Origin of the sequence: Sphingomonas sp. LT1P40 (genome assembly GCF_036663835.1) — a bacterium.
In the GTDB taxonomy this organism is placed as follows: Bacteria; Pseudomonadota; Alphaproteobacteria; order Sphingomonadales; family Sphingomonadaceae; genus Sphingomonas.
Window position 1 is genome coordinate 783,920 of the sequence record NZ_JAXOJT010000001.1, and the last position, 21,351, is coordinate 805,270.

General features: G+C 63.7%; 25 protein-coding genes. 20 read left to right on the forward strand and 5 right to left on the reverse strand.

Features of this window, described 5'->3' with window-relative positions; translation table 11 throughout:
- Positions 1–10: 10 nt before the first annotated feature.
- Both ftsY and mtaB read right to left on the reverse strand, forming a co-directional pair.
- Positions 11–940, reverse strand: a complete 930-nt coding sequence (gene ftsY, locus U1702_RS03730; RefSeq protein ID WP_332722170.1) for a signal recognition particle-docking protein FtsY — start codon at positions 938–940, stop codon at positions 11–13.
- Positions 937–2,175 carry a tRNA (N(6)-L-threonylcarbamoyladenosine(37)-C(2))-methylthiotransferase MtaB gene (gene mtaB, locus U1702_RS03735; protein WP_332722172.1) on the reverse strand — a complete coding sequence of 413 codons (1,239 nt, stop codon included), beginning with the start codon at positions 2,173–2,175 and terminating at the stop codon, positions 937–939. Before mtaB ends, ftsY begins: the two co-directional genes overlap by 4 nt.
- Here mtaB and U1702_RS03740 point away from each other — a divergent pair.
- Complete coding sequence (locus U1702_RS03740) at positions 2,174–2,752, forward strand: DUF924 family protein (protein WP_332722174.1); 579 nt, start codon at positions 2,174–2,176, stop codon at positions 2,750–2,752. The two genes, mtaB and U1702_RS03740, sit on opposite strands and share 2 nt — an antisense overlap.
- Before the next feature lie 3 nt (positions 2,753–2,755).
- Here the strand turns inward: U1702_RS03740 and U1702_RS03745 are convergent, their stop codons facing one another.
- Positions 2,756–4,399 carry a putative bifunctional diguanylate cyclase/phosphodiesterase gene (locus tag U1702_RS03745; protein ID WP_332722175.1) on the reverse strand — a complete coding sequence of 548 codons (1,644 nt, stop codon included), beginning with the start codon at positions 4,397–4,399 and terminating at the stop codon, positions 2,756–2,758.
- 130 nt (positions 4,400–4,529) lie between these two features.
- On the opposite strand from U1702_RS03745, the gene U1702_RS03750 reads away from it, so the two are divergent.
- From U1702_RS03750 to U1702_RS03785, 8 genes are all read left to right on the forward strand, one after another.
- Positions 4,530–4,796: a type II toxin-antitoxin system ParD family antitoxin gene (locus U1702_RS03750; RefSeq protein ID WP_332722177.1), complete on the forward strand. Its 267-nt coding sequence runs from the start codon at positions 4,530–4,532 to the stop codon at positions 4,794–4,796.
- 79 nt (positions 4,797–4,875) lie between these two features.
- Positions 4,876–5,091, forward strand: coding sequence for a type II toxin-antitoxin system RelE/ParE family toxin (locus U1702_RS03755; RefSeq protein WP_332722178.1), 216 nt, complete (start codon positions 4,876–4,878; stop codon positions 5,089–5,091).
- Positions 5,092–5,246: 155 nt separating this feature from the next.
- On the forward strand, positions 5,247–6,731 hold the full coding sequence (gene ffh / locus U1702_RS03760) for a signal recognition particle protein (RefSeq protein ID WP_332722179.1): 1,485 nt from the start codon (positions 5,247–5,249) through the stop codon (positions 6,729–6,731).
- 37 nt (positions 6,732–6,768) lie between these two features.
- Positions 6,769–7,356: a 30S ribosomal protein S16 gene (gene rpsP / locus U1702_RS03765; protein ID WP_332722181.1), complete on the forward strand. Its 588-nt coding sequence runs from the start codon at positions 6,769–6,771 to the stop codon at positions 7,354–7,356.
- Complete coding sequence (gene rimM, locus U1702_RS03770; protein WP_332722183.1) at positions 7,356–7,832, forward strand: ribosome maturation factor RimM; 477 nt, start codon at positions 7,356–7,358, stop codon at positions 7,830–7,832. Before rpsP ends, rimM begins: the two co-directional genes overlap by 1 nt.
- A gap of 45 nt (positions 7,833–7,877) precedes the next feature.
- Entirely contained in the window at positions 7,878–8,213 is a 336-nt protein-coding gene (locus tag U1702_RS03775) for an ArsR/SmtB family transcription factor (protein ID WP_332722184.1), read from the forward strand.
- Positions 8,206–8,706, forward strand: coding sequence for an SRPBCC family protein (locus U1702_RS03780; protein WP_332722186.1), 501 nt, complete (start codon positions 8,206–8,208; stop codon positions 8,704–8,706). The genes U1702_RS03775 and U1702_RS03780 overlap by 8 nt, the downstream gene beginning before the upstream one ends.
- Positions 8,707–8,824: 118 nt before the next feature.
- On the forward strand, positions 8,825–10,354 hold the full coding sequence (locus U1702_RS03785) for a serine hydrolase domain-containing protein (protein ID WP_332722188.1): 1,530 nt from the start codon (positions 8,825–8,827) through the stop codon (positions 10,352–10,354).
- On the opposite strand, the gene U1702_RS03790 is transcribed toward U1702_RS03785, so the two are convergent.
- Positions 10,351–11,256: an NAD(P)/FAD-dependent oxidoreductase gene (locus tag U1702_RS03790; RefSeq protein WP_332722190.1), complete on the reverse strand. Its 906-nt coding sequence runs from the start codon at positions 11,254–11,256 to the stop codon at positions 10,351–10,353. The two genes, U1702_RS03785 and U1702_RS03790, sit on opposite strands and share 4 nt — an antisense overlap.
- 86 nt (positions 11,257–11,342) lie before the next feature.
- Between U1702_RS03790 and U1702_RS03795 the strand changes: the two genes are divergently transcribed.
- The 8 genes from U1702_RS03795 (at position 11,343) to U1702_RS03830 (ending at position 16,635) form a co-directional block, all read left to right on the forward strand.
- Positions 11,343–11,633: an AbrB/MazE/SpoVT family DNA-binding domain-containing protein gene (locus U1702_RS03795; RefSeq protein WP_332722192.1), complete on the forward strand. Its 291-nt coding sequence runs from the start codon at positions 11,343–11,345 to the stop codon at positions 11,631–11,633.
- Entirely contained in the window at positions 11,630–12,007 is a 378-nt protein-coding gene (locus U1702_RS03800) for a type II toxin-antitoxin system VapC family toxin (protein WP_332722194.1), read from the forward strand. Before U1702_RS03795 ends, U1702_RS03800 begins: the two co-directional genes overlap by 4 nt.
- Positions 12,004–12,732, forward strand: coding sequence for a tRNA (guanosine(37)-N1)-methyltransferase TrmD (trmD, locus tag U1702_RS03805; protein WP_332722195.1), 729 nt, complete (start codon positions 12,004–12,006; stop codon positions 12,730–12,732). Before U1702_RS03800 ends, trmD begins: the two co-directional genes overlap by 4 nt.
- A gap of 1 nt (position 12,733) precedes the next feature.
- Positions 12,734–13,126, forward strand: a complete 393-nt coding sequence (gene rplS / locus U1702_RS03810; RefSeq protein ID WP_332722198.1) for a 50S ribosomal protein L19 — start codon at positions 12,734–12,736, stop codon at positions 13,124–13,126.
- A 114-nt stretch (positions 13,127–13,240) separates the two neighbouring features.
- Positions 13,241–13,783: a hypothetical protein gene (locus tag U1702_RS03815; RefSeq protein ID WP_332722200.1), complete on the forward strand. Its 543-nt coding sequence runs from the start codon at positions 13,241–13,243 to the stop codon at positions 13,781–13,783.
- 17 nt (positions 13,784–13,800) lie between these two features.
- Positions 13,801–14,343 (forward strand): OmpA family protein, encoded by a 543-nt coding sequence (locus tag U1702_RS03820; protein ID WP_332722202.1) that lies wholly within the window; start codon positions 13,801–13,803, stop codon positions 14,341–14,343.
- A gap of 51 nt (positions 14,344–14,394) precedes the next feature.
- On the forward strand, positions 14,395–14,793 hold the full coding sequence (locus U1702_RS03825) for a hypothetical protein (RefSeq protein WP_332722204.1): 399 nt from the start codon (positions 14,395–14,397) through the stop codon (positions 14,791–14,793).
- Positions 14,794–14,997: 204 nt separating this feature from the next.
- Positions 14,998–16,635, forward strand: coding sequence for a cation:proton antiporter domain-containing protein (locus U1702_RS03830; RefSeq protein WP_332722206.1), 1,638 nt, complete (start codon positions 14,998–15,000; stop codon positions 16,633–16,635).
- A 144-nt stretch (positions 16,636–16,779) separates the two neighbouring features.
- On the opposite strand, the gene U1702_RS03835 is transcribed toward U1702_RS03830, so the two are convergent.
- Positions 16,780–17,154, reverse strand: a complete 375-nt coding sequence (locus U1702_RS03835) for a VOC family protein (RefSeq protein ID WP_332722208.1) — start codon at positions 17,152–17,154, stop codon at positions 16,780–16,782.
- A gap of 80 nt (positions 17,155–17,234) precedes the next feature.
- Here U1702_RS03835 and soxR point away from each other — a divergent pair, with 80 nt between their 5' ends.
- The 3 genes from soxR (at position 17,235) to U1702_RS03850 (ending at position 21,348) form a co-directional block, all read left to right on the forward strand.
- Entirely contained in the window at positions 17,235–17,705 is a 471-nt protein-coding gene (soxR, locus tag U1702_RS03840) for a redox-sensitive transcriptional activator SoxR (RefSeq protein ID WP_332722210.1), read from the forward strand.
- Positions 17,706–17,786: 81 nt separating this feature from the next.
- The gene (locus tag U1702_RS03845) at positions 17,787–19,964 is read left to right on the forward strand and encodes a S9 family peptidase (protein ID WP_332722212.1); all 2,178 of its coding nucleotides are present in this window, start codon (positions 17,787–17,789) and stop codon (positions 19,962–19,964) included.
- 61 nt (positions 19,965–20,025) lie between these two features.
- Positions 20,026–21,348 carry a DUF418 domain-containing protein gene (locus tag U1702_RS03850; RefSeq protein WP_332722214.1) on the forward strand — a complete coding sequence of 441 codons (1,323 nt, stop codon included), beginning with the start codon at positions 20,026–20,028 and terminating at the stop codon, positions 21,346–21,348.
- The last annotated feature ends 3 nt before the right edge of the window (positions 21,349–21,351 follow it).

Sequence of the window (21,351 nt, forward strand, 5' to 3'; positions counted from 1 at the left end):
TTCACCGTGATCACTTTTGAAACGACTCGACCCCGGCGATGATCCGCGCGACCTCGTTCGGGTCGAACCCGCGCAGATCGTCGATCTTCTCACCGACGCCGATGGCGTGAATGGGCAGGCCGAATTTCTCTGCGGCGGCAACCAGCACGCCACCGCGCGCGGTGCCGTCCAGCTTGGTCATCACCAGCCCGGTGACGCCCGCGACTTCCCTGAACACCTCGATCTGGCTCAGCGCATTCTGCCCGGTGGTGGCGTCGAGCACCAGCACCACATCGTGCGGCGCGGCGGGGTCGAGCCGACCCAGCACGCGGCGGATCTTGGCCAGCTCGTCCATCAGCTCGCGCTTGTTCTGCAGGCGTCCGGCGGTATCGACGATCAACACGTCCGTGCCGCTATCGGTCGCCTGTCGCACCGCCTCGAACACGATGCCCGCCGGATCGCCGCCCTCGGCACCCGAGACGATCGGCACGCCGATGCGCTCGGCCCAGGTCCGCAGCTGCCCGATCGCGGCGGCGCGGAACGTATCGCCGGCCGCGACCATGACCTTCAAGCCCTGATCCTTCAGGATCGAAGCGAGCTTGGCGATGGTCGTGGTCTTGCCCGATCCGTTTACGCCGATCACGAGGATAACCTGTGGCCGGCCTTTGTCGGTCAGCAACGGTTTGGCGACCGGGACCAGCGTCTTCTCGATCTCCTCGGCGACGACCAGCCGGATGCCAAGCTCTTCCATGCCGCGCTCATATTGCCCGTCTGCCAGTCGGCCCCGGATGCGCGCTGCGGTTGCCGGACCAAGGTCGGACGCGATCAGCGCCTCCTCGATATCGTCGAGCGTCCCATCGTCCAGCCGCGCGGCACCCAGACCGGCCAGGTTGCCGACCAGCCGGTCCGACGTCTTCTTGAATCCGCCGAGCAGGCGGTCGCGCCATGAGGTGCCGCTCACGTAGCCGCCCCGACCAGCTTGCCGTCCTGAATTCCCGTAATCTTCACCGTCTCTATCGTCCCGACTTCGCTGTACGGAAGCGTCACCTCCGCGAAATTACCCGCATGCCCGCGCTCACCGGGGCGTTCCACCAATATCTGCTGCGTGCTGCCAACCAGCGATGCCAGCCAGGCCGCGCGTCTTATCGCAGCGCGATCACGCAACGCCGCTGCCCGTGCCTTTGCCACGCCCGGCGCGACCTGCGGCATCCGCGCGGCGGGCGTGCCGTCGCGCGGGCTATAGGGAAAGATATGCGCGTGCACGATGTCGCAATCGTCGATCAGCGCCAGCGTGTTGGCCGCCATCGCGTCATCCTCAGTCGGGAAGCCCGCGATCAGGTCGGCACCGATAGCGATATCGGACCGCGCCGCCTTCAGCCGCTCGACCAGCGCCACCGATTGTGCCCGTGAATGCCGCCGCTTCATCCGTTTCAGCACCATATCGTCGCCCGCCTGCAACGACAGATGCACATGCGGCATCACGCGCCGCTCCTGCGTCAACAGTGCGAACAGGCGGTCGTCGATCTCGATCCCGTCCAGCGACGACAGCCGCAGCCGCTCGACCCCGGTGTGTGCCAACACCCGCTCCACCAACTGCCCCAAGGTTGGCGCGCCGGGCAGGTCAGGGCCATAGCTCGTCAAATCGACGCCCGTCAGCACCACTTCACGATGCCCGGCCGCGACCAGCCCGACAATTCGCTCGAGCACCGCACCGGCGGGCACCGACCGGCTGTTGCCGCGCCCGAACGGGATCGCGCAGAAGGTGCAGCGATGGTCGCACCCGTTCTGCACCTCGACGAACGCGCGCGCATGCGCGGAGAAGCTCGCGGCCAGATGCGGCGATGTTTGCCGCACCGCCATGATATTCTGCACCAGCGCCGGAGCCTCCGACGCCCATGCCGCAGGAAGCAATTTCTCGGCATTGCCGATCACGCGATCGACTTCGGGCATCGCGCTGAAGCTGACCGGGTCGATCTGTGCCGCGCACCCGGTCACCACCAGTTGCGCCGATGGCCGCGCCCGCCGCGCGCGCCGGATTTCCTTGCGCGTCTGGCGGACCGCCTCGTTCGTCACCGCGCAGCTGTTGACCACGACAACATCCTCGGACCCCAGCAGGGCGCGGATCGTTTCGCTTTCGGCAAGGTTGAGCCTACAACCAAGGCTGATAACCTCGGGACCGGCGACGGAGGACGACATGGCAGGCGATCTAGGGTTAGCGGACAGCGAAGTCCATGACGAGGCGCGCGAAGTCCTGACCTTCTGGTTCGATCAACTGACGCCCGAACAGCAATTCGCCAAGGACGACGCGGTGGACGCGACGATCCGTGAGCGGTTCGGCAAGTGCCGCAACGTCCTGCTCGCCATGGGCGCGGCGGGCTGGCGCAACAACCCCGACAATCTCCTCGCCGCCGTAATCCTGCTCGACCAGTTCAGCCGCAATATCCATCGCGGCTCCGCGCAAGCGTTCGCCGCCGATCCACTTGCGCTCGCGTTGACGATGGAAGCGATCGGCCATGGCTGGGACCGCGACATGTCGCCTGAACGTGCCGCCTTTCTATACATGCCGCTGATGCATGCGGAGAATCCGGAGGCGCAGCGGCTGTGCCTCAAGAAGTTTACTGCACTGGGCCGTGCGGAGAACATCCGCTTTGCGATGGAACACGCTGTCGTGATCGAGCAATTCGGCCGCTTCCCCAGCCGCAACGCCGCGCTGGGCCGCGACTCGACGCTGGAAGAGCAGGAATATCTGAAGCGCCCCGACGCGGGCTGGTAAGCTTTAGCCGACCATGCGCTCGTCTACGTCGCCTTCCGGAACTGTCTGAACCACCGGTTGCGGCGTTACATGCTGCACCAGCAGTCGTCTCTCGGCAAGCAGTCGGCGGGCAGCCGATGTCGATAGCGGCTTGCCATAATGCCAGCCCTGCGCCTTGGCACAGCCCAGCGCCTTCAGCCTCGCCTCGATCGCCGCATCCTCGACGCCCTCGGCGGTGATGGGGAGGTTCAGGCTCTCGCCCAGCGACACGATCGCATTGACGATGGCGGCGGAGTCGGCGCTTTCGTTCAATGAGATGACGAAGCTCTTGTCGATCTTGATCCGGTCGAACGGTAGCGCGCGAAGGTGCGCCAGCGACGAATAGCCGGTGCCGAAATCGTCGAGCGCCAGTTGTGCGCCCTGATTCTTCAGGCTGCCGACAATCGATTGCGCCAGCGCCAGATTGTCGAACAACGCGCTTTCGGTGATCTCGATTTCCAGCCGGCTGGCGGGGAAACCGGTCTCGGTCAGCACCTTGATGATCTTCTGCGCCAGCCATGCATCGCGCAGCTGCCACGGCGAGATATTGACCGACAGGCTGAGGCCGGGATCCCAGTCCCGCGCAGCGGTAAACGCCTGACGCATGATCGACAACGACAGGTCGGCGATCATGCCGGTTTCCTCGGCGATCGGGATGAACATGTCGGGGCTTATCAGCCCGCGCGTCGGATGCTCCCAGCGCGCCAGCACCTCGAACCCGTGAAGCTGGCCGGTCTGAAGATTGATCTGCTGCTCGAAATACGGAACGATCTCGCCGCGCGGGATCGCGGTGCGCAGGCCTGATTCCAGCTCGTTGCGGGTCTGAAGTTCGCGCTCCATCGACTGATCGAACCAGGCATAGCGGTTGCGACCGGTTTTCTTTGCGGAATACATTGCGATATCGGCGGAGCGGATCAGCGCGTCGATGCTCTGGCAGTCGAAGTCGGAACGGGCGATGCCGACCGAGCAACTGATATGCAGCCGGAGCCCTTCGACATCGAACGGCTGCGCGATGCGCGCGACCAGCTTTTCCGCGATCCGCTCGATCATCGCGGGCTGATCGGGATCGAACAGGAACCCGCATGCGAATTCGTCTCCGCCGAGTCGGGCGGTGAGGGCGATTGGTGGCATTGCGGCGGCAATCTCGCCGGCCACCGCGCGCAACAGCGCGTCGCCGACGGCATGGCCGTGCATGTCGTTGATCGTCTTGAAATGATCGAGGTCGATAATCATCAGCGCCATCGCCTTGCGTCGGCGCTGGGCGCGCACGAACATCGCGGCACCTTCTTCGGCCAGGCTGCGGCGGTTGAGAAAGCCGGTCAGCGGATCGCGGCTGGCGAGCATATGCGCGCGTTCCTCCGCCGCCGCGCGCACCCGCACCTCATCCGACAGTGCACGATGCCGCCTCCAGCCGAACAGGATCAGCGCGACGTTGAGCAGCAGCGCGACAACCAATGTGCGGTCGGCGGGCTCACCGCCCTCAAAATAATGCTGGAGTGTTTTCGACAGCACCGAACTGCCGGTGCCAACGAACATCAGGATCGCGGCGACGCTGATCGCGCCCGTTATCAGGTCGCCGCCCGCCGCGCCGCGACTTGTTTCATGCTCGTGTTCGACGTCCAGCGCCATGCCCGAAGGCTCCCCGTTCCTGCTCAACGCGACGGTATTTCACGGGGAGGGTATAGATGGAGTTAAATCGGCGAGTGAAATATTGCATCGGTGGCGGCAGATAACTATTATCGGCTCAAGGAGATTTCATATGGCCAGCAGCGTCGAGCTTGGAACTCGTCTGGAAGAAGTTGTGACCGATCTGGTCAAGCGTGGGCGCTATAATTCGCGAAGTGAAGTGCTGCGCGAAGGCGTGCGCATCATCCAGGAGCGTGAGGCGAAGCTGGCGGAACTGGAAGCGTCGATTCGCCGCGGGATCGAGGAAATCGAAGCCGGTGGGGGGCATGATCTGGAAGATGTCACGACGCGCCTCGTCGCGAAATACACTGACATGGCAAAGGGCCAGTCCACAACGTGAAAGTGGTCGTTTCGACGGACGCCGCGCGCGATCTGGAATCAATTGCGGACTACATCGCGGACGACAATCCAGCACGCGCGTGACTTTCGTCATCGAACTGGATCAAAAGGCGCAAGACCTTGTGAATTTTCCGGGTCGATTTCCACTTGTCCCCGAACTGGCCCATCTCGGCATCAGGCGGCGAGCTTATCGCGACTACCTCATCTTTTACAGAGTGACCGATCATGTGGTGATGGTCCTGCGCTATCGGCACGGCGCGCGGGATTATGTCTCACTGTTCTCGTCTGCCGAATAGCTGCCGGTTGCACCGCCGCGAATTTCCCGCTAAGCCCCCACCCGACCGTTCCCTGGAACGCGACGTAATACACCCTATGTGGTGACGCTGGCTGACGAGGTTTCGTCCGCCGGCGTGTTTTGCGTTTTGGGCCAGGGCAACATTTGGAGAAGCGTGTGTTCGATAGTCTGAGCGAACGGCTTGGCGGCGTATTCGACCGTCTGAAGGGCCGTGGCGCGCTGACCGAGGCCGATGTGCGGGCCGCGATGCGCGAAGTGCGGATCGCGCTGCTTGAGGCTGACGTCGCGCTCCCCGTCGCGCGCCAGTTTGTCGAGACCGTTACCGAACAGGCGATCGGTGAGCGGGTGCTCCGCTCGGTCACGCCGGGCCAGCAAGTCGTCAAGATCGTCAACGACGCGCTGATCGAAATGCTCGGCCCGGACACGGCCGAACTCGAACTCGGTGTTACCCCGCCCGCTGTCATCATGCTCGTCGGTCTTCAGGGCTCGGGCAAGACCACGACGACCGCGAAGCTTGCCAAGCTGCTGAAGAAGCAGGGCAAGAAGGTCATCATGGCGTCGCTCGACGTCAATCGCCCCGCTGCGCAGGAACAGCTCGCGATCCTCGGCACGCAGACCGAAGTCGTGACCTTGCCGATCGTCGCCGGACAACAGCCGGTCGATATCGCGCGTCGCTCGCTTCAGGCCGCGAAGCTTCAGGGCTTCGACGTGCTGATGCTCGATACTGCGGGCCGCCTGCACGTCGACCAGCAGCTGATGGACGAGATGAAGGCGGTCGCCGAAATCTCGAAGCCCCAGGAAATCCTGCTCGTCGTCGATGCGCTGACCGGGCAGGACGCGGTCAATGTCGCGCAGAACTTCTCCGATCAGGTGCCGCTGACCGGCGTGATCCTGACTCGCATGGATGGCGATGCACGCGGTGGCGCGGCGCTGTCGATGCGCGCCGTCACCGGCAAGCCGATCAAGTTCGCCGGTGTCGGTGAAAAGCTCGACGCGATCGAGCCGTTCCACCCGCAGCGCGTCGCCGGCCGCATCCTGGGCATGGGCGACGTCGTCTCGCTGGTCGAAAAGGCCGCACAGGCGATCGACGCCGAAGACGCCGAGAAAATGGCGGCGCGGCTGGCCAAGGGTCAGTTCGACATGAACGACCTGCGCGGCCAGTTGGCGCAGATGCGCAAGATGGGCGGCATCGGCGCACTCGCGGGCATGATCCCCGGCATGAAGAAGGCGCAGGCGGCGATGGCCGGCGGCGCGGTCGACGAACGCATCCTGCTGCGCATGGACGCGATGATCACGTCGATGACGCCGAAGGAGCGCGCCAAGCCGGAACTGCTCAACGCCAAGCGCAAGATCCGCATCGCCAAGGGCAGCGGCACCAACGTTCAGGACGTGAACAAGCTGCTGAAAATGCATCAGGAAATGTCCACCGCGATGAAGCGCATCAAGAAGATGGGCGGATTGAAGGGCATGCTGGGGATGCTCGGAAAAGGCGGCATGGGTGGCCTTGGCAATGCGCTGGGCGGTCCCGGAATGGGCGACATGATGGGCAAATTAGGTGGTCCGGGCGGCGGTCTACCCGGCATGCCCGGCGGCGCGGACATTCCGCCCGATCTGGCCAAGCTTTTGAACAACAAGAAATAATTTCAACCGTTTAGAATTAGAAGAAGGAAGAATATCAATGGCACTCAGCATGCGTCTGTCGCGTGGCGGCTCGAAGAAGCGCCCTTATTACCGCATCGTCGTTGCCGATGCGCGTAGCCCGCGCGACGGCAAATTCCTGGAGAAGATCGGCACCTACAACCCGCTGCTCGCCAAGGACGATGAGAACCGCCTGAAGCTCGACACCGATCGCGCAAAGCATTGGCTGAGCGTCGGCGCACAGCCGACCGACCGCGTTGCCCGCTTCCTGGACGTGACCGGCGTCAAGGAGCGCACCGCCAAGAACAACCCGAACAAGGGCAAGCCCGGCGAGAAGGCCGTCGAGCGTCTGGAAGAGCGCGCCGAGAAGCAGAAGGCAGCCGATGAGGCCGCTGCAGCAGCAGCCGCCGCCCCAGCGCCTGAGCCAGAGCCGGAAGTCGTCGAAGAAGCGCCGGTTGTTGAAGAAGCACCGGCCGAGGAAGTCGCTGCAGAAGCACCCGCAGAAGCCGCACCTGAAGCGCCTGCGGAAGAAATCGCGGCCGAAGCACCTGCTGCCGAAGCGCCAGCCGAGGAAGCCGCTGCCGACGCACCGGCTGCCGAAGCCACTGAGGAAAAGGCTGAAGGCTGATGCCAAGCGACACCCCCGTCACGCTTGCCGTCATCATCGGCGCGCATGGTGTGGCGGGGGAGGTCCGGCTGAAGGTCTTTGCCGAAGATCTGTCCGCGCACCGCAGCTTCAATGCCGGTGCGCTGACGCTGAAGACGCTGCGCGATGGCTCCAACGGGGCCATCGCGCGCTTCGCCGAAATTCCAGACCGCACCGCCGCCGAAAAGATGCGTGGCACCGAACTCACCGTGCCCCGCACCGCGCTGCCGCCGTTGGGGGAGGGGGAGTATTACCATGCCGACCTGATCGGGCTGGCGGTAATTGACGAGGCGGGCGGCGCGCTCGGTACCGTCGCCACAATCGACAATTTCGGTGCAGGCGATGTGCTTGAAATCGCCCGTCCAGACGGCAAGCGCTTCATGATCCCGATGCGCCCCGAGGCGGTGCCGCACTGGGATGACGCAAGTTTGACGGTGGCAGACGGCTGGGCGGAATAACAACGACCCATTTATATAACCGAATAGATATATATCTATTCGGTTATGAACGAGTCGCTCGATCTTGCCTTTGCCGCGCTGGCCGACCCCACCCGCCGCGCGATGCTTGCGCAACTGGCGAAAGGCGAGGCGACCGTTTCCCAACTCGCCGCGCCCTTTGCGCTGAGCCAACCGGCGATTTCCAAACACCTCAAGGTGCTCGAACGCGCTGGCCTGATCGAATCCGCCGCCAGCGGCCAGTCGCGCCCACGCCGCCTGAAGCGCGAGGCGATCGCCGAACCCGCCGAATGGCTGGAGCGGTTGGGTGGCGACTGGGACGCGAAGTTCGACCGGCTCGACGCCTATCTTTCGGCATTGTCAGATGGAGAGAAGCATGACTGACGCCCGCATCGCGCCGGTATTCACCATCCAGCGCCGTTTCGCCGCGCCGATCGCGCGCGTGTTCGATGCCTGGGCCGATCCAGCGCAGATGGCGGTGTGGTCCGGTCCGACCGGCTCACAGGTCACCGTCCTCAGCGGCGACATTGCGCCGGGTTCGACGCTGCACTCGCACTTTCGCGCCGCCGACGGAGCGGAGATGCACACGCTGGTGCGCTATCACGATGTCGCGCGTCCGCACCGGCTAATTTATGACCAGAGCTTCGCCGACGAAGCCGCCAACATCGTGAAAGCGCCGTTCTTCGACGTCTGGCCGCACGTCATGCGCACCGATATCGCGTTTGTGGGGGATGATGGCGGCACCCGCATCACACTGACCTGGACGCCGGTCGATGCCACGCCGGAGGAGGAAGCGATGTTCGCCAGCATGATGGAATCAATGAAGGATGGCTGGAGAGGCAGCTTCGACAAGCTCGACGACTATCTGGCGGGCTAGGGCTGCGCCGGGAGCGAAATCCCTTCCAATGTTGGAAAATCTCTGATTGCCTGTGCGGATGCTGAATCAGTCCATCCGCACAGCTTTACGCCGCCCGTTTGCGAAGGCGACAACGCGCGTGACGACCGTTAAAAACGTCAAGTATGTCAAGTGCGCGGCCTTCGCCGCATGGCTTGCGGTACCGGATTCGGCATATGCGCAGGATAAGGCCGAAACCGGTTATGTCCCGCCCACGGCGCTGGTTGAGATCGGCGATGCCTTCGCCAAATTCCGCGAGCGCACGCCCGTTCCCGGCATGGTCTATGCCGTGGTCAAGGACGGCAAGCTGGCGACGCTGTCGATGGTCGGTGTGCAGACGATCGGTGGCGCGCCGGTTCAGCTCGACACCCGCTTTCGCATCGCGTCGATGAGCAAGGCCTTTACCGCGCTCGCCATCCTGAAGCTACGCGACGACGGCAGGCTGGCGCTCGACGATCTCGCCGAGAAACACATTCCCCAGATGCGCGGCTGGAAATATCCGACCAGCGACGCCCCGCGCATCCGCATCCGCGACCTCCTCGCCCATGTCGGCGGCTTCGTCACCGACGATCCCTGGGGCGACCGGCAACAGGTGCTGAGCGAGGCCGAGTTCACCCCCATGATCGCCGCCGGCGTCCCGTGGAGCCGAGTGGGGCAGGGTGCCCATGAATATTCCAATTTCGGCTATGCCCTGCTCGGCCGCATCGTCACCAACGCCTCGGGCAGGCCTTATCAGGCCTATATCCGCGACACGATCATGCGTCCGCTCGACATGGCCAGCACGACCTATGACATTGCAAAGGTGCCGACGGGGAAGCTCGCCATCGGCTATCGGTGGGAGGGCGAGCAATGGGTGGAGGAGCCGTCGATGCGCGACGGCGCGTTCGGCGCGATGGGCGGCGTCATCACCACCGCACCGGATTATGCCAAGTGGTTGAGTTTCCTGCTGTCCGCATGGCCCGCCCGCGACGGGGCGGATATTGGCCCTGTGCGGCGCTCGACCGTGCGCGAAATGGCGCAGGGACTGAATTTCGTCCGCATCGCCCCGCGCAACGGTGCGGCGGCGGGCGACAAATGCGTTCACGCCATCGCCTATGGCATGGGCATGCGCGTCACGCCGGACTGCGACCTGGGCCTGACGCTCAGCCATGGCGGCGGCTATCCCGGCTATGGCAGCTTCGTCGTGCTCGCACCGGAGCGCGGTGTGGCCGCGTTTGGCTTCACCAACCGCACCTATCAGGCCCCGTCCGTCCCGGTGTGGCAAAGCTTGTGGGCGATCGCCAAGACCGACGCGATCGGCCCACGTCCGATACCGCTCAATCCGTTGCTAGGGCAGATGCAGGACGCAGCACGCGCGGCCTATTTAGCAGGCAATCTCAATCCATTGGACGGCAAGCTTGCTATGAACTTTCCGCTCGATCGTTCGTCCGAAAACTGGACGAAGGAGTTTGCGCGGATCAAGGGGGTGGTCGGCGAATGCTCCACGGCAGAGCCGCTCGCCCCGACTGGTAACCTCTCGACCGCGTTCCGCTGGAACTGCGCGAAGGGCAAGATCGACGGCCAGATCTTGCTCGCCCCCACCAACCCGCCGACAATCCAGGCGCTGCGTTTGTTTCCGCAGCCGGATTAGCGCCGGATCGGCTGCTGCGCGTTCAACATGTTGCGGATCGTGGTGGCGGCAACCCCGGCCTGACCCATCGCGTTGCTGATCTGGTCCAGCCCCTTCACCACGTCGCCCGCCGCGAACAGGCCGGGGATCGAGGTGCGCTGATGGTCGTCCACCTCCAGGCACCCGTCGTCAGTCGCCCGCGCGCCGGCTGCTACTGCCAGTTGCGACCGGATCACCGACCCCAGCGCCGGATAGAGCGTGTCGAAATCCATCCGGCCCCGCGCCGTCTCCACGACGATCCGCTCGCCCTCGATCGCATAGCCGCCACACGGCCCATCGACCCGCGCCACCCCGGCATCGTCCAGCGCCTCAGCGCATTTGGTATCCAGCATATGCTCCGCATCCGGCGCGATCAGCGTTACATCCGCGCTATAGGCGCGCAGAAACAACGCCTCCCGCATCCCGTGATCGCCGGTGCCGACGACCGCGATACACTTGTCGGTGACCTCATACCCGTCACAGATCGGACAGTAGCGCAGCAGCCCTCGCTGCAACGCTTCGTCATGGATGTCGTCGATACCGTCGGGCCGGTTATTGACCACCCCGGTGGCCAGCAACACGCTGCGAGCCGAAAATTCACGGCCCTGCACATGGACAACAAAGCCATCGTCCAGCGTTTCGATCCTGGCCACAGTCGTCTGCTCCCGCATCACCCCGAACCGCGCGGCCTGCGCATGCATCGCCGCCAGCAATTCGGTGCCGCGAATCCCCTCCGGATAGCCCGCATGATTGTGCGTCCGCGGGATCAACGCCGCCCGGCTGCTGCCATTGTCGAACAGCCGGATCGACAGGTGATAGCGCGCCAGATAGATCGCAGCGGTCAACCCCGCCGGTCCCGCGCCGATGATGATGCAATCGTCCATTGGGGGCTCCAAATTACGAGGTACAGATGAGTTCCTTGAACTGCTTCGCAAATGTATATACATCACGTATATACTGGAGATATGACATGGGCGAGGAATATCGCGCAAAGATTTTCAAGTCGGGCAATTCATTGGCCCTGCGGTTGCCAAAGGGCCTTGGCCTGAAGGAAGGCACCGAGATGGTGTTACGCGAGGAACGACAGGGGTTTAGTATGGAGCCTGTCGAGCCGACGCCGAGGAAGATCGATATCAGCAAGTTTGCGGGTAAGGCGCCCTGGCTCAAGCCAATCCCGCCAGAATTGCGAGAGTTCGAAGAGCGTCCAAGCACAATCGCCGCGCGGGAAGCGTTGAGTGGTGGAGGCGGTGGCAAAGCGTGACGCGCTATTTCATCGATGCCAATTGCGTCATCCACGCGCTTTCCGGCGCTTACCCGAAACTCGTGGCCCGGCTTGCCGACTGTGCGCCGGGTGAAGTGGCGCTATCTACGATCACGTTCGCGGAGGTCATTCTGGGTACGGCACACGGCAAGCCACCACCGCCCGAGTTGATCGAGGCATTTGTAGAGGCAGTCCCGCTGGCACCATTCGACGAGGCGGCAGCGCGCGCTTACGCCAAATTGCCATTTAAGCGCGCACGGTTTGACCGGTTGCTGGCCGCCCATGCACTCAGCATCGATGCAACGATCGTCACCAACGATGAAGCCGATTTCGCGGACATCCCGGACCTGAAGATCGAGAACTGGAGCCAATGACCTTCGCCGCTACCGTCTTGACCCTTTACCCGGAGATGTTCCCCGGCCCGCTCGGCACGTCCATCGCCGGGCGCGGGCTTTCCGAGGGGAAATGGTCGTTCGACGCGGTGCAAATCCGCGACTTCGCCGCCGACAGGCATCGTACGGTCGACGACACCCCGGCAGGCGGCGGGGCAGGGATGGTGCTCAAACCCGACATCCTCGCAGCCGCCTGTGACAGCGTCGGCTATGACCGCCCAATGCTCGCCATGACGCCACGCGGCGCACCGCTCACACAAGCGCGCATCCGCGACCTCGCCACTGGCCCCGGCGTGTCGATCCTGTGCGGCCGGTTCGAGGGGTTCGACGAGCGCCTGTTCGACGCCCGCTCCATCGAACAGGTGTCGATCGGCGACTATATCCTGTCCGGCGGCGAGATGGGCGCACTGGTCCTGCTCGACGCTTGCATTCGGCTGCTTCCCGGCGTAATGGGCGCGCCTTCCAGCGGAGATGACGAGAGCTTCGAGACGGGGCTGCTCGAATACCCGCAATATACCCGACCCGTTGAGTGGGAAGGGCGAATGATCCCCGAAGTGTTGCGATCGGGGGATCATGCGCGGATCGCGGCGTGGCGAAAGTCGATGGCCGAGACCGATACACGGCTAAGGAGGCCGGATCTTTGGGAGCGCCACGACGGTGCTCGGGTCCAGTCTCCCTCTGGTGCGCACATGAAGAAGGACGAATGAGATGAATCTCATCCAGACGCTAGAAGCCGAGAACATTGCCAAGTTCGTTGAGAACAAGAAAATCCCGGAATTCCGCCCCGGCGACACGCTGAAGGTCGGCGTGAAGGTCGTCGAAGGCGAGCGCACCCGCGTTCAGAATTATGAAGGCGTGTGCATCGCCCGCTCGAACAAGGGCATGGGCAGCAACTTCACCGTTCGCAAAATTTCGTTCGGTGAGGGCGTCGAGCGCGTCTTCCCGCTCTATTCGCCGAACATCGACAGCATCGAAGTCGTCCGCCGCGGCGTCGTGCGTCGTGCGAAGCTCTATTATCTGCGTGGCCGCACCGGCAAGTCGGCCCGCATCGCCGAGCGCCGCGATCCGCGTCCGGCAAAGACGGTTGCCGCAGCCGAATAAGTCGGTCGTCAACACGAACAGCGCGGGGCGCGAAGGGAAACCTTCGCGCCCCGCTTCGTTTCGGAACCCGCGACACGTCCGAAACGTATTTCCCGGGAAACTCGGGAGAAACCCATGCGAATGCTGCTGAAAACCCTGCCTGTCGCCGCGCTCTTGCCGCTGGTCGCCTGCAGTGTGGCGCCAGAAAGCAATCAGACGACGTCCGCAACCACGGCACCGGTCGAAACCAGTGCATCCGGTGTGACTCGCGCCGAAGTGGTGCCGTCGCCGACACCCACAGTCGCTGCGCAAACCGTCATCCAGACCCAGCCGGCGTCGAGTGGCACACAGGTCGCGCTCAACAAGGTCGCGGTTACCGGCGACGTCCTGACCGTTCAGCTCACCTACACTGGCGGCACCGCGTCGCAGGTGATCGCGGCCGATGAAGTCAGCGTGATCGATGACGCCAATGCCCGCCAACTCGGCGTCCTAAAGGACAATGCCGGAAAATGGCTGGCCGCGCCGCTTACCAGCAGCGGCGACCAGTTGATCTTCTCGTCCGGTCGCGCGCCCGTGATTGTATGGTTCAAATTTCCCGCGCCTGCCGGAGACAGCAAGACGGTGTCGATTAACATTCCCGGCACCGCACCCTTTGATGGCGTGCCGGTGACGCGGTGAGGTTGGCGTTAATCGCGGTGATCGCCCTGGCTGGGTGTTCGGACAATGCGCCGATACCGGCTAATGTCACTGCGCCTAGCACGGCGGCCAGCCCTGCAGCGATCGCAACGCCCGCCGCCGGGGCCAACCTGACCGGTTCGACCAGCGCGCTCAACGGCAACATCAGCGGGCTGAGCGTGCATACTAGCGAGACGCGGATCATGATCGATCTGCCGGCCGATACGCTGTTTGAATTCGATCGCGCGGACCTGACCGATGCGGCGTCGACCAATCTCGCCAAGGTCGCCGAGTTGATCCGCCAATCGCCGGCGGGGGCGGTCGAGGTTATCGGCTATACCGATGCCAAGGGCAACGACGCCTATAACCTGACTCTGTCGCAACAACGCGCGCAGTCGGTAGCGGACTGGATGAGCCAGCAGATCGGCGTGCGTCAACGCCAGTTCACGGTAACGGGGAAGGGTAAAGCCGACCCCGTCGCCGCGAACGAGGCGCCAGACGGCAAGGATAACCCGGCGGGGCGTGCGCAGAACCGGCGCGTGGTGGTGTCGATCCCGCGCTGATTTGCCGCTCACGGGTTGAACCGGGGCCGGATCGTCATAGATTGAAGGGGCATGACATTGACCACCCTCTCGCAACGACAGACCGCACGGCTTCGGCTGCCGGTGTTCGTCGTCGCGCTTTGGCTGGCATTGGCGACGGCGCTGCTGTCGTCGCTGATCCCGGGCGGGTTGCCGCGCACGACCGCGCTGGGCTCCGCGTTCCATCCTTCCACTACCGCCGTCGCGCTCCAGCCCACCCGCGCGCAGCCGCGCGTGACGGACGAGACTATGCGCCGAGACGATGGCCCCGCAAGCGGGCAGGGGGGCGGTATTGCGGTAACGCGCACGCCGCCGTCCGTTACGGTTCCCACGATTCCACAGACCGACAACGCGCTTCTCGCACCCGCCGCACCGATTCTGACGTTCCACGCGGTTGTCGATGGCAGCCCGCGCGCACCCCCGCTGAACTGACCTTCCCCTAAACGCGCCGTCCGGTGCCTGAATTGGGAGAATGTCATGGAGACACCACGCAAGAGGCGACCACCCTGGTGGTTCGCGCCCGCCATTTGGGGCGGGATCGGCGGAAGCGCCGCGCTCGCTGCGGCGGTGATCGGCGCAACGACAGAATGATGCTACGTCCGGACCGCAAGGTCCGGACGATACAGGGACAAATGCATGCACCACACGCCGCTCATCGCCACGATCGTCGCTGGCCTCGTCATGGCCTTCATCATGGGTGCCATCGCGCACAAGCTGAAAGTGTCGCCGATCGCGGGCTATTTGCTCGCCGGGATCATGGTGGGACCGTTTACCCCCGGCTTCGTCGCGGACGGCAACCTTGCCGCTGAACTGGCCGAGATTGGCGTCATCCTGCTGATGTTCGGTGTCGGCCTGCACTTTTCGCTGCGCGACCTGCTCGCGGTGCGCAAGGTCGCGGTGCCGGGGGCGATCGTCCAGATCGCCTCCGCCGTGCTGATGGGCATGGGGCTTGCCTGGGTGCTGGGCTGGGATCCACTCGCGGGATTCGTATTCGGCCTTGCGCTGTCGGTTGCCAGCACCGTGGTGCTGCTGCGCGGCCTTCAGGGATTCGGCATCGTCGATACTGAACGCGGACGGATCGCGGTCGGCTGGCTGATCGTCGAGGATCTGGTGATGGTCCTCGCGCTCGTCCTGCTGCCAGCACTCGCCGAAGTGATGAAGAGTGACGGCCCGATGACCTGGTCTGCATTGCTGGTGCCGCTGGCGCAGACGGCGTTCAAGATTACCGGCTTTCTCGTCGTCATGCTGCTGGTCGCGCGTCGGTTGATCCCGCTGGCGCTGCACTGGGTCGTGCATACCGGCTCACGCGAGCTGTTTCGCCTTGCCGTGCTCGCCATCGCGCTCGGCGTTGCGTTCGGTGCCGCCGTCGTGTTCGATGTGTCGTTCGCTCTGGGTGCGTTCTTCGCCGGCATGATTTTGGGCGAAACCCCGCTCAGCCGTCAGGCGACCGAGGAAACGCTGCCACTGCGCGACGCGTTTGCCGTGCTGTTCTTCGTTTCGGTGGGTATGTTGTTCAATCCGGCGGTGCTGATCGAACAGCCACTGCCGCTGATCGTCACCGTCCTCATCATCGTGTTCGGCAAATCGGTCGCGGCCTATTTCATCGTCCGCGCGCTCAAATACACGCATCGCATCGCGATCACCGCCGCTGCCAGTCTGGCGCAGATCGGTGAGTTTTCGTTCATTCTCGTCGGCCTCGGGGTCGGGCTCCAGATCCTGCCGCCGGAGGGACGCGATCTGATCCTGGCCGGTGCGCTGATCTCGATTTTGGTGAATCCCTTCATCTTCACCTGGCTGGTGCCAAAGCGGCAGGAAAAGACCGACCCGATCGAACCGCCGGTCGATACCGGGGACTTTCAGGATCATGTGATTCTGGTCGGCTACGGCCGCGTCGGCAAGTTGATCGCGCGCGACCTGCTGGCGCGCAAACGCCGCTTCATCCTGATCGAGGATCAGGCCGATATCGCCAAGGAAGCGAAAGAGGCCGGGCTGGACGTGGTGCGCGGCAATGCGGTCGATCCGGAAGCGTTAAAAGCCGCCCGTATCGATCGGGCCAGCCGGTTGCTGATCGCGATTCCCGAAGGGTTCGAGGGCGGTGCGGTGGTCGAGGCGGCGAAAGCGCAAAACTCCGCCATCGCCATCGTCGCCCGCGCGCATTCGGATGCCGAGGTCGCGCATCTCGAGGCCAAGGGGGCGGGTGACGTGGTGATGGGCGAACGCGAGATCGCGAGCCGAATGCTCAGCCTGTGCGCGGTGCCGCTGGCGCGTGCTTGACCCGCCTTCTTCTTAAGCCCCTCCCGCCTTCGCAGGAGGGGTTGGGGAGGCCTTCTACTTCTCTTCGCGGCTCCCGAAGATCAGCAGAAGAAGACCCTCACCCAACCCTCTCCCGTGAAGAACGGGAGAGGGCCAAGACCGCGATCACCCGTAACTTACGATCTCATACTCGATCCCATCGAAATCGAGGAAATAGAAACGGCGGCCGGGTTCGTAGTCGCCATGGCTGAACGGCGTCAGCCCCGCCGCGTAAACCTTTGCCTCCACCCCATCCAGATCGTCCACGACGATGCCGACATGATTGAGCGGCTCGCCCTTGGGATAACGCTGCGGGGCGTCTCCCCGCGGCGCGTAGAGTGCGAGATAGGAATTTGCCTCGCCGACGTGGATGGCGCTGCCGCCGTCGCGCGCCGCCCCCTGCCAGCGGATGTGCCAGCCGAACAGATGCTGCATCAGTTTCGCGGTGCGCGCTGGGCTGGTGACGGTGAGGTTGACGTGTTCGATTGCGGTAACGGGCATGACATTTCCTTTCGGTTTGCGTGTGCGTGCCCAACTCCGCTACAACCTCAACATAAGTTGAGATCAAGCGGAAAATTGCGATGCGCGGGAATGAGCTTCTGACGATCGGCGAACTGGCGGCGCGCACCGGCCTGTCGGTTTCGGCAATCCGCTTTTACGAGAGCCGCGGGCTGGTCGAGCCGATCCGGACCAGCGGTAATCAGCGCCGCTTCCTGCGTTCGGATATCCGTCGCCTGTCGTTCGCGCTGATCGCGCAACGCATGGGGCTGACGGTGCAGGAGATTGCTGCACAACTGGCGCAATTGCCGCTCGGCCGCACCCCGACGTTGCAGGACTGGGAACGGATCAGCCGCCATTTCCGCGCAGAGATCGACCGCCGCATCGCCATTCTGGAGCGCACCCGCGACAAGCTCGATGGCTGCATCGGTTGCGGTTGCCTGTCGCTGAAGAAGTGCGGGCTGTACAACCCCGGCGATCAGGCGGGGACAGAAGGGAAGGGGCCACGCTTCGTTCTCGGCGGCATTGACCGCAGCGCTGTCGAAGGTCGATAGCGAATACCTTGTTGTTTATGAGTAAGCAGAATGTTGAAACAGGTTCTTGGAGCGGTCGCGTTGGTGGTGGGTATCGGTACGATGAGCGCTGAAGCACGCGACCCGACGCCCGGCGACCTGACACTCGAACGCGTTTTCGCGAGCCCCGACCTGGCCGGCACCACGCCGCGAATGCTGAAGCTGTCACCCGACGGCAAATACGTCACCGTGCTGCGTAACCGCGACGATGAGCGCGAGCGGTTCGACCTGTGGACGATGGACACCGCCAGCGGCGCGTGGCGCATGCTGGTCGACAGCAAGAAGATCGGGACCGGCGCTGAGATTTCCGAGGCGGAAAAGATGCAGCGCGAACGCGCGCGTATCGGCGATACGCGCGGCATCGTCGCCTATGACTGGGCACCCGATGGCCGGTCGATCCTCGTGCCCCTAGACGGCGACCTCTATCTCGCCACGCTGGCGGGCGATGTCCGACGCCTGACCGCGACCGAGGGCAGTGAGCTCAATCCCGTCATCAGCCCCAAAGGCGGCTATGCCAGCTTTGTCCGCGACCAGAATCTCGTCGTTCTCGACCTCTCGGCGGGCAAGGAGATAAAGGTTACGAGCGAAGGGACCGGCACCGTCCATTTCGGCGAGGCGGAATTCGTCGCGCAGGAGGAAATGGCTCGTCGCACCGGTTACTGGTGGTCGCCCGACGACAAGCGCATCGCCGTCCAGCGCTTCGACGAAGCGCCGGTCGGTGTCGTCAGCCGCACCGCAATCGGCGCGGAAACCACGCGCGTCTATGACCAGCGCTATCCCGAGGCGGGCACCGCCAATGTGCTGGTCGATCTCTACGTCATGAAGCCCGACGGCACGGGTCGCGTGAAAGTCGATCTCGGCAGCGAGACCGATATTTACCTCGCCCGCGTCGACTGGACGCCGGACGGCAAGACCCTGCTCGTCCAGCGCCAGAACCGCGCGCAGACGGTGCTCGACATGCTCGCGGTCGATCCCACAACGGGTAAATCGCGCATCCTGTTCAGCGAGAAATCCGGCGCGAAGAGCTGGATCAACCTGTCCGACGCCTATCGTGCGCTGGGCGACGGCAGCCTGATCTGGTGGTCCGAGCGCGACGGCCACGGTCATCTGTACCGCTTCAAAGGCGGCAAGTGGACGCCACTGACCAAAGGCGACTGGGAAGTCGCCGATCTGGTCGGCGTCGATGAAGCCACGGGCCGCATCACCTTTACCGGCAACAAGGATGGCGTGCTCGAACGCCACCTCTACGTCGTCGATCTGGCCAAACCGGGTGCTGTCACCCGCATCAGCGAGGCGGGATATTGGAACACCGCCAATGCAAACCGCGATGCCAGTCGCATCATCGTCACGCGTTCCAAGGGCGATCAGCCGCCGCAGGTGCTGCTCACCGATGGCGCGGGCAAGCGGCTTGCCTGGGTCAATGAGAACCGGGTCGCGGGCGACCACCCCTATGCCCCGTTCCTCGCCAGCCACCGCCGCAAGCAGTTTGGGACGATCAAGGCGGCGGACGGCACGACGCTGCACTGGGAAATGATTACCCCGCCGCTGGAGCCGGGGCGCAAATACCCGGTTTTCTTCCACCATTATGGCGGCCCGCACTCGCAACAAGTGAGCCGGGCTTGGGGTGGCGCAACCCAGCAGGCGATCGTCGATCGCGGCTATATCTGGTTCGCGCTCGATAATCGCGGCGCCGCCAATCGCGGCAAGGCGTTCGAGGATCATTTGTTTCAGGCGATGGGCGGGGTCGAGGTGACGGACCAGCTTGCCGGGGCCGCATACCTCAAGACCCTCGATTTCGTCGATCCGGGCAAGGTGACGACCTATGGCTGGTCCTATGGCGGCTATATGACACTGAAGATGCTGCAGGCCGCACCGGGCGTGTTTGCGGCTGGCGTGGCAGGCGCGCCGGTCAGCAAATGGGAGCTGTACGACACCCATTACACCGAGCGTTACATGGGCGATCCGCGCCAAGTTCAGGCCGCTTATGACAAGGCCAACACTGTCGCCGACGCGACGAAGATCGCCGATCCGCTGCTTCTGATCCACGGCATGGCCGACGACAATGTCGTGCTGGAGCATTCGACCGTGATGATGGCGCGGATGCAGGCGGGGGCAGTGCCGTTCGAGACGATGCTGTATCCGGGCCAGACCCACCGCGTCGCAGGGCCGGGGATCAGCGTGCATCTGTGGACGACGATCCTCGACTTCCTCGACCGGAATACCAAGACGCCCGCGAAATGAATTGACGCCCTTGTAACCCGCTCGCACCCTGCGCCCCTTACACGGGGTGCGGGGGCGATTCGTGACGGATGAGACGAAACTGGCGCCGGTGTCCGGCACCGCGCGGATCGACATTCTCGACGTGCTGCGCGGCGTTGCGATCCTGCTGATCTTCTACATGAATATCGGGTTTCAGGCATCACCGGTCGCGCATTTGTTCGGCGATTTTCGCCTGATTGGCTGGACCGATGCCGACCGCTTTGCCTGGATCGCGGTTCAGACGCTGCTGGAGGGGACTCAGCGGTGCATGCTGGAGTTCCTGTTCGGAGCAGGCTTCATGGTGCTGACGGCACGGGCGATGCAGCCTGATGGCCCCGTCGCAGTCGCCGACCTTTATATGCGCCGCAATTTGTGGCTGCTCGGCTTCGGGTTGCTCAACATCTTCATCGTGCTTTGGGTCGGCGACATTCTGACCGTCTATGCCCTCGCGGCGCTGTTCCTGTTTCCATTCCGCACGCTGGGGCCGAAATTGCTGCTAGCGCTGGGTTGCGGGTTCGCGCTGTTCACCGCGATCACCGGCACGATCCAATATGCCGAGCGGGTCGATCTGATCGCAAAGGTCGAGGCGGCACAGGCGCACAAGGCGACGGGCAAGCCGGTGAACGCGGAGCAGAAGAAGACGCTCGACGACTGGCAGAAGCGGCTCGACCGCTTCAAGCCGAACGAGAAAGCGAAGAAAGAACTGGCGGCGGAGCGCAAAGCCCATTCCGGCGGTCTGGTCGCCTATGCCGGTGCCTATTGGAACATGTGGACCAGCTTCATGATCGGCAAGGGTTTGCTGATCCAGATGGTGATCGAGGCATTCTTCGCCATGCTGATCGGCGTCGCGCTGTGGAAATGGGGCGTGATCCAGGGGCAGCGCAGTACGCGTTTCTATGCGGTGCTGACGCTGCTCGCTTATGCATTCGGCATCGCCGCCCGCTATGTCGGGGCGCTGGAGATTTCGTCATTCTCCCCCTTGCCGAAAACGATCTGGATTACCCAGGAATTCGCGCGGCTGGCGATGGGGCTTGGCCATATCGCGCTCATCAACCTGATCTTCAAATCCGGTTTGGGCCGGACGATCCTGAGCCCGTTCAAGGCGGCGGGGCGCACGGCATTCTCGGTCTATTTCCTTGAGCAGATCATCGGGCTGCACATTCTGTTTTCGCCTTACGGGTTCAATCTGTGGGATCGGTTTGGCTGGGCGAACCAGTTCTGGATCGCCACCGCCGTGATCGTCGTCTGCCTGATCGCCGCGAACCTGTGGGCGCGCTGGTTCGTCAACGGGCCGATGGAATGGGCGTGGCGAAGCCTGTCCTATCTCAAATGGCAATCGTTCCGGCGGCGCGAACCGGCAGTATGAAGG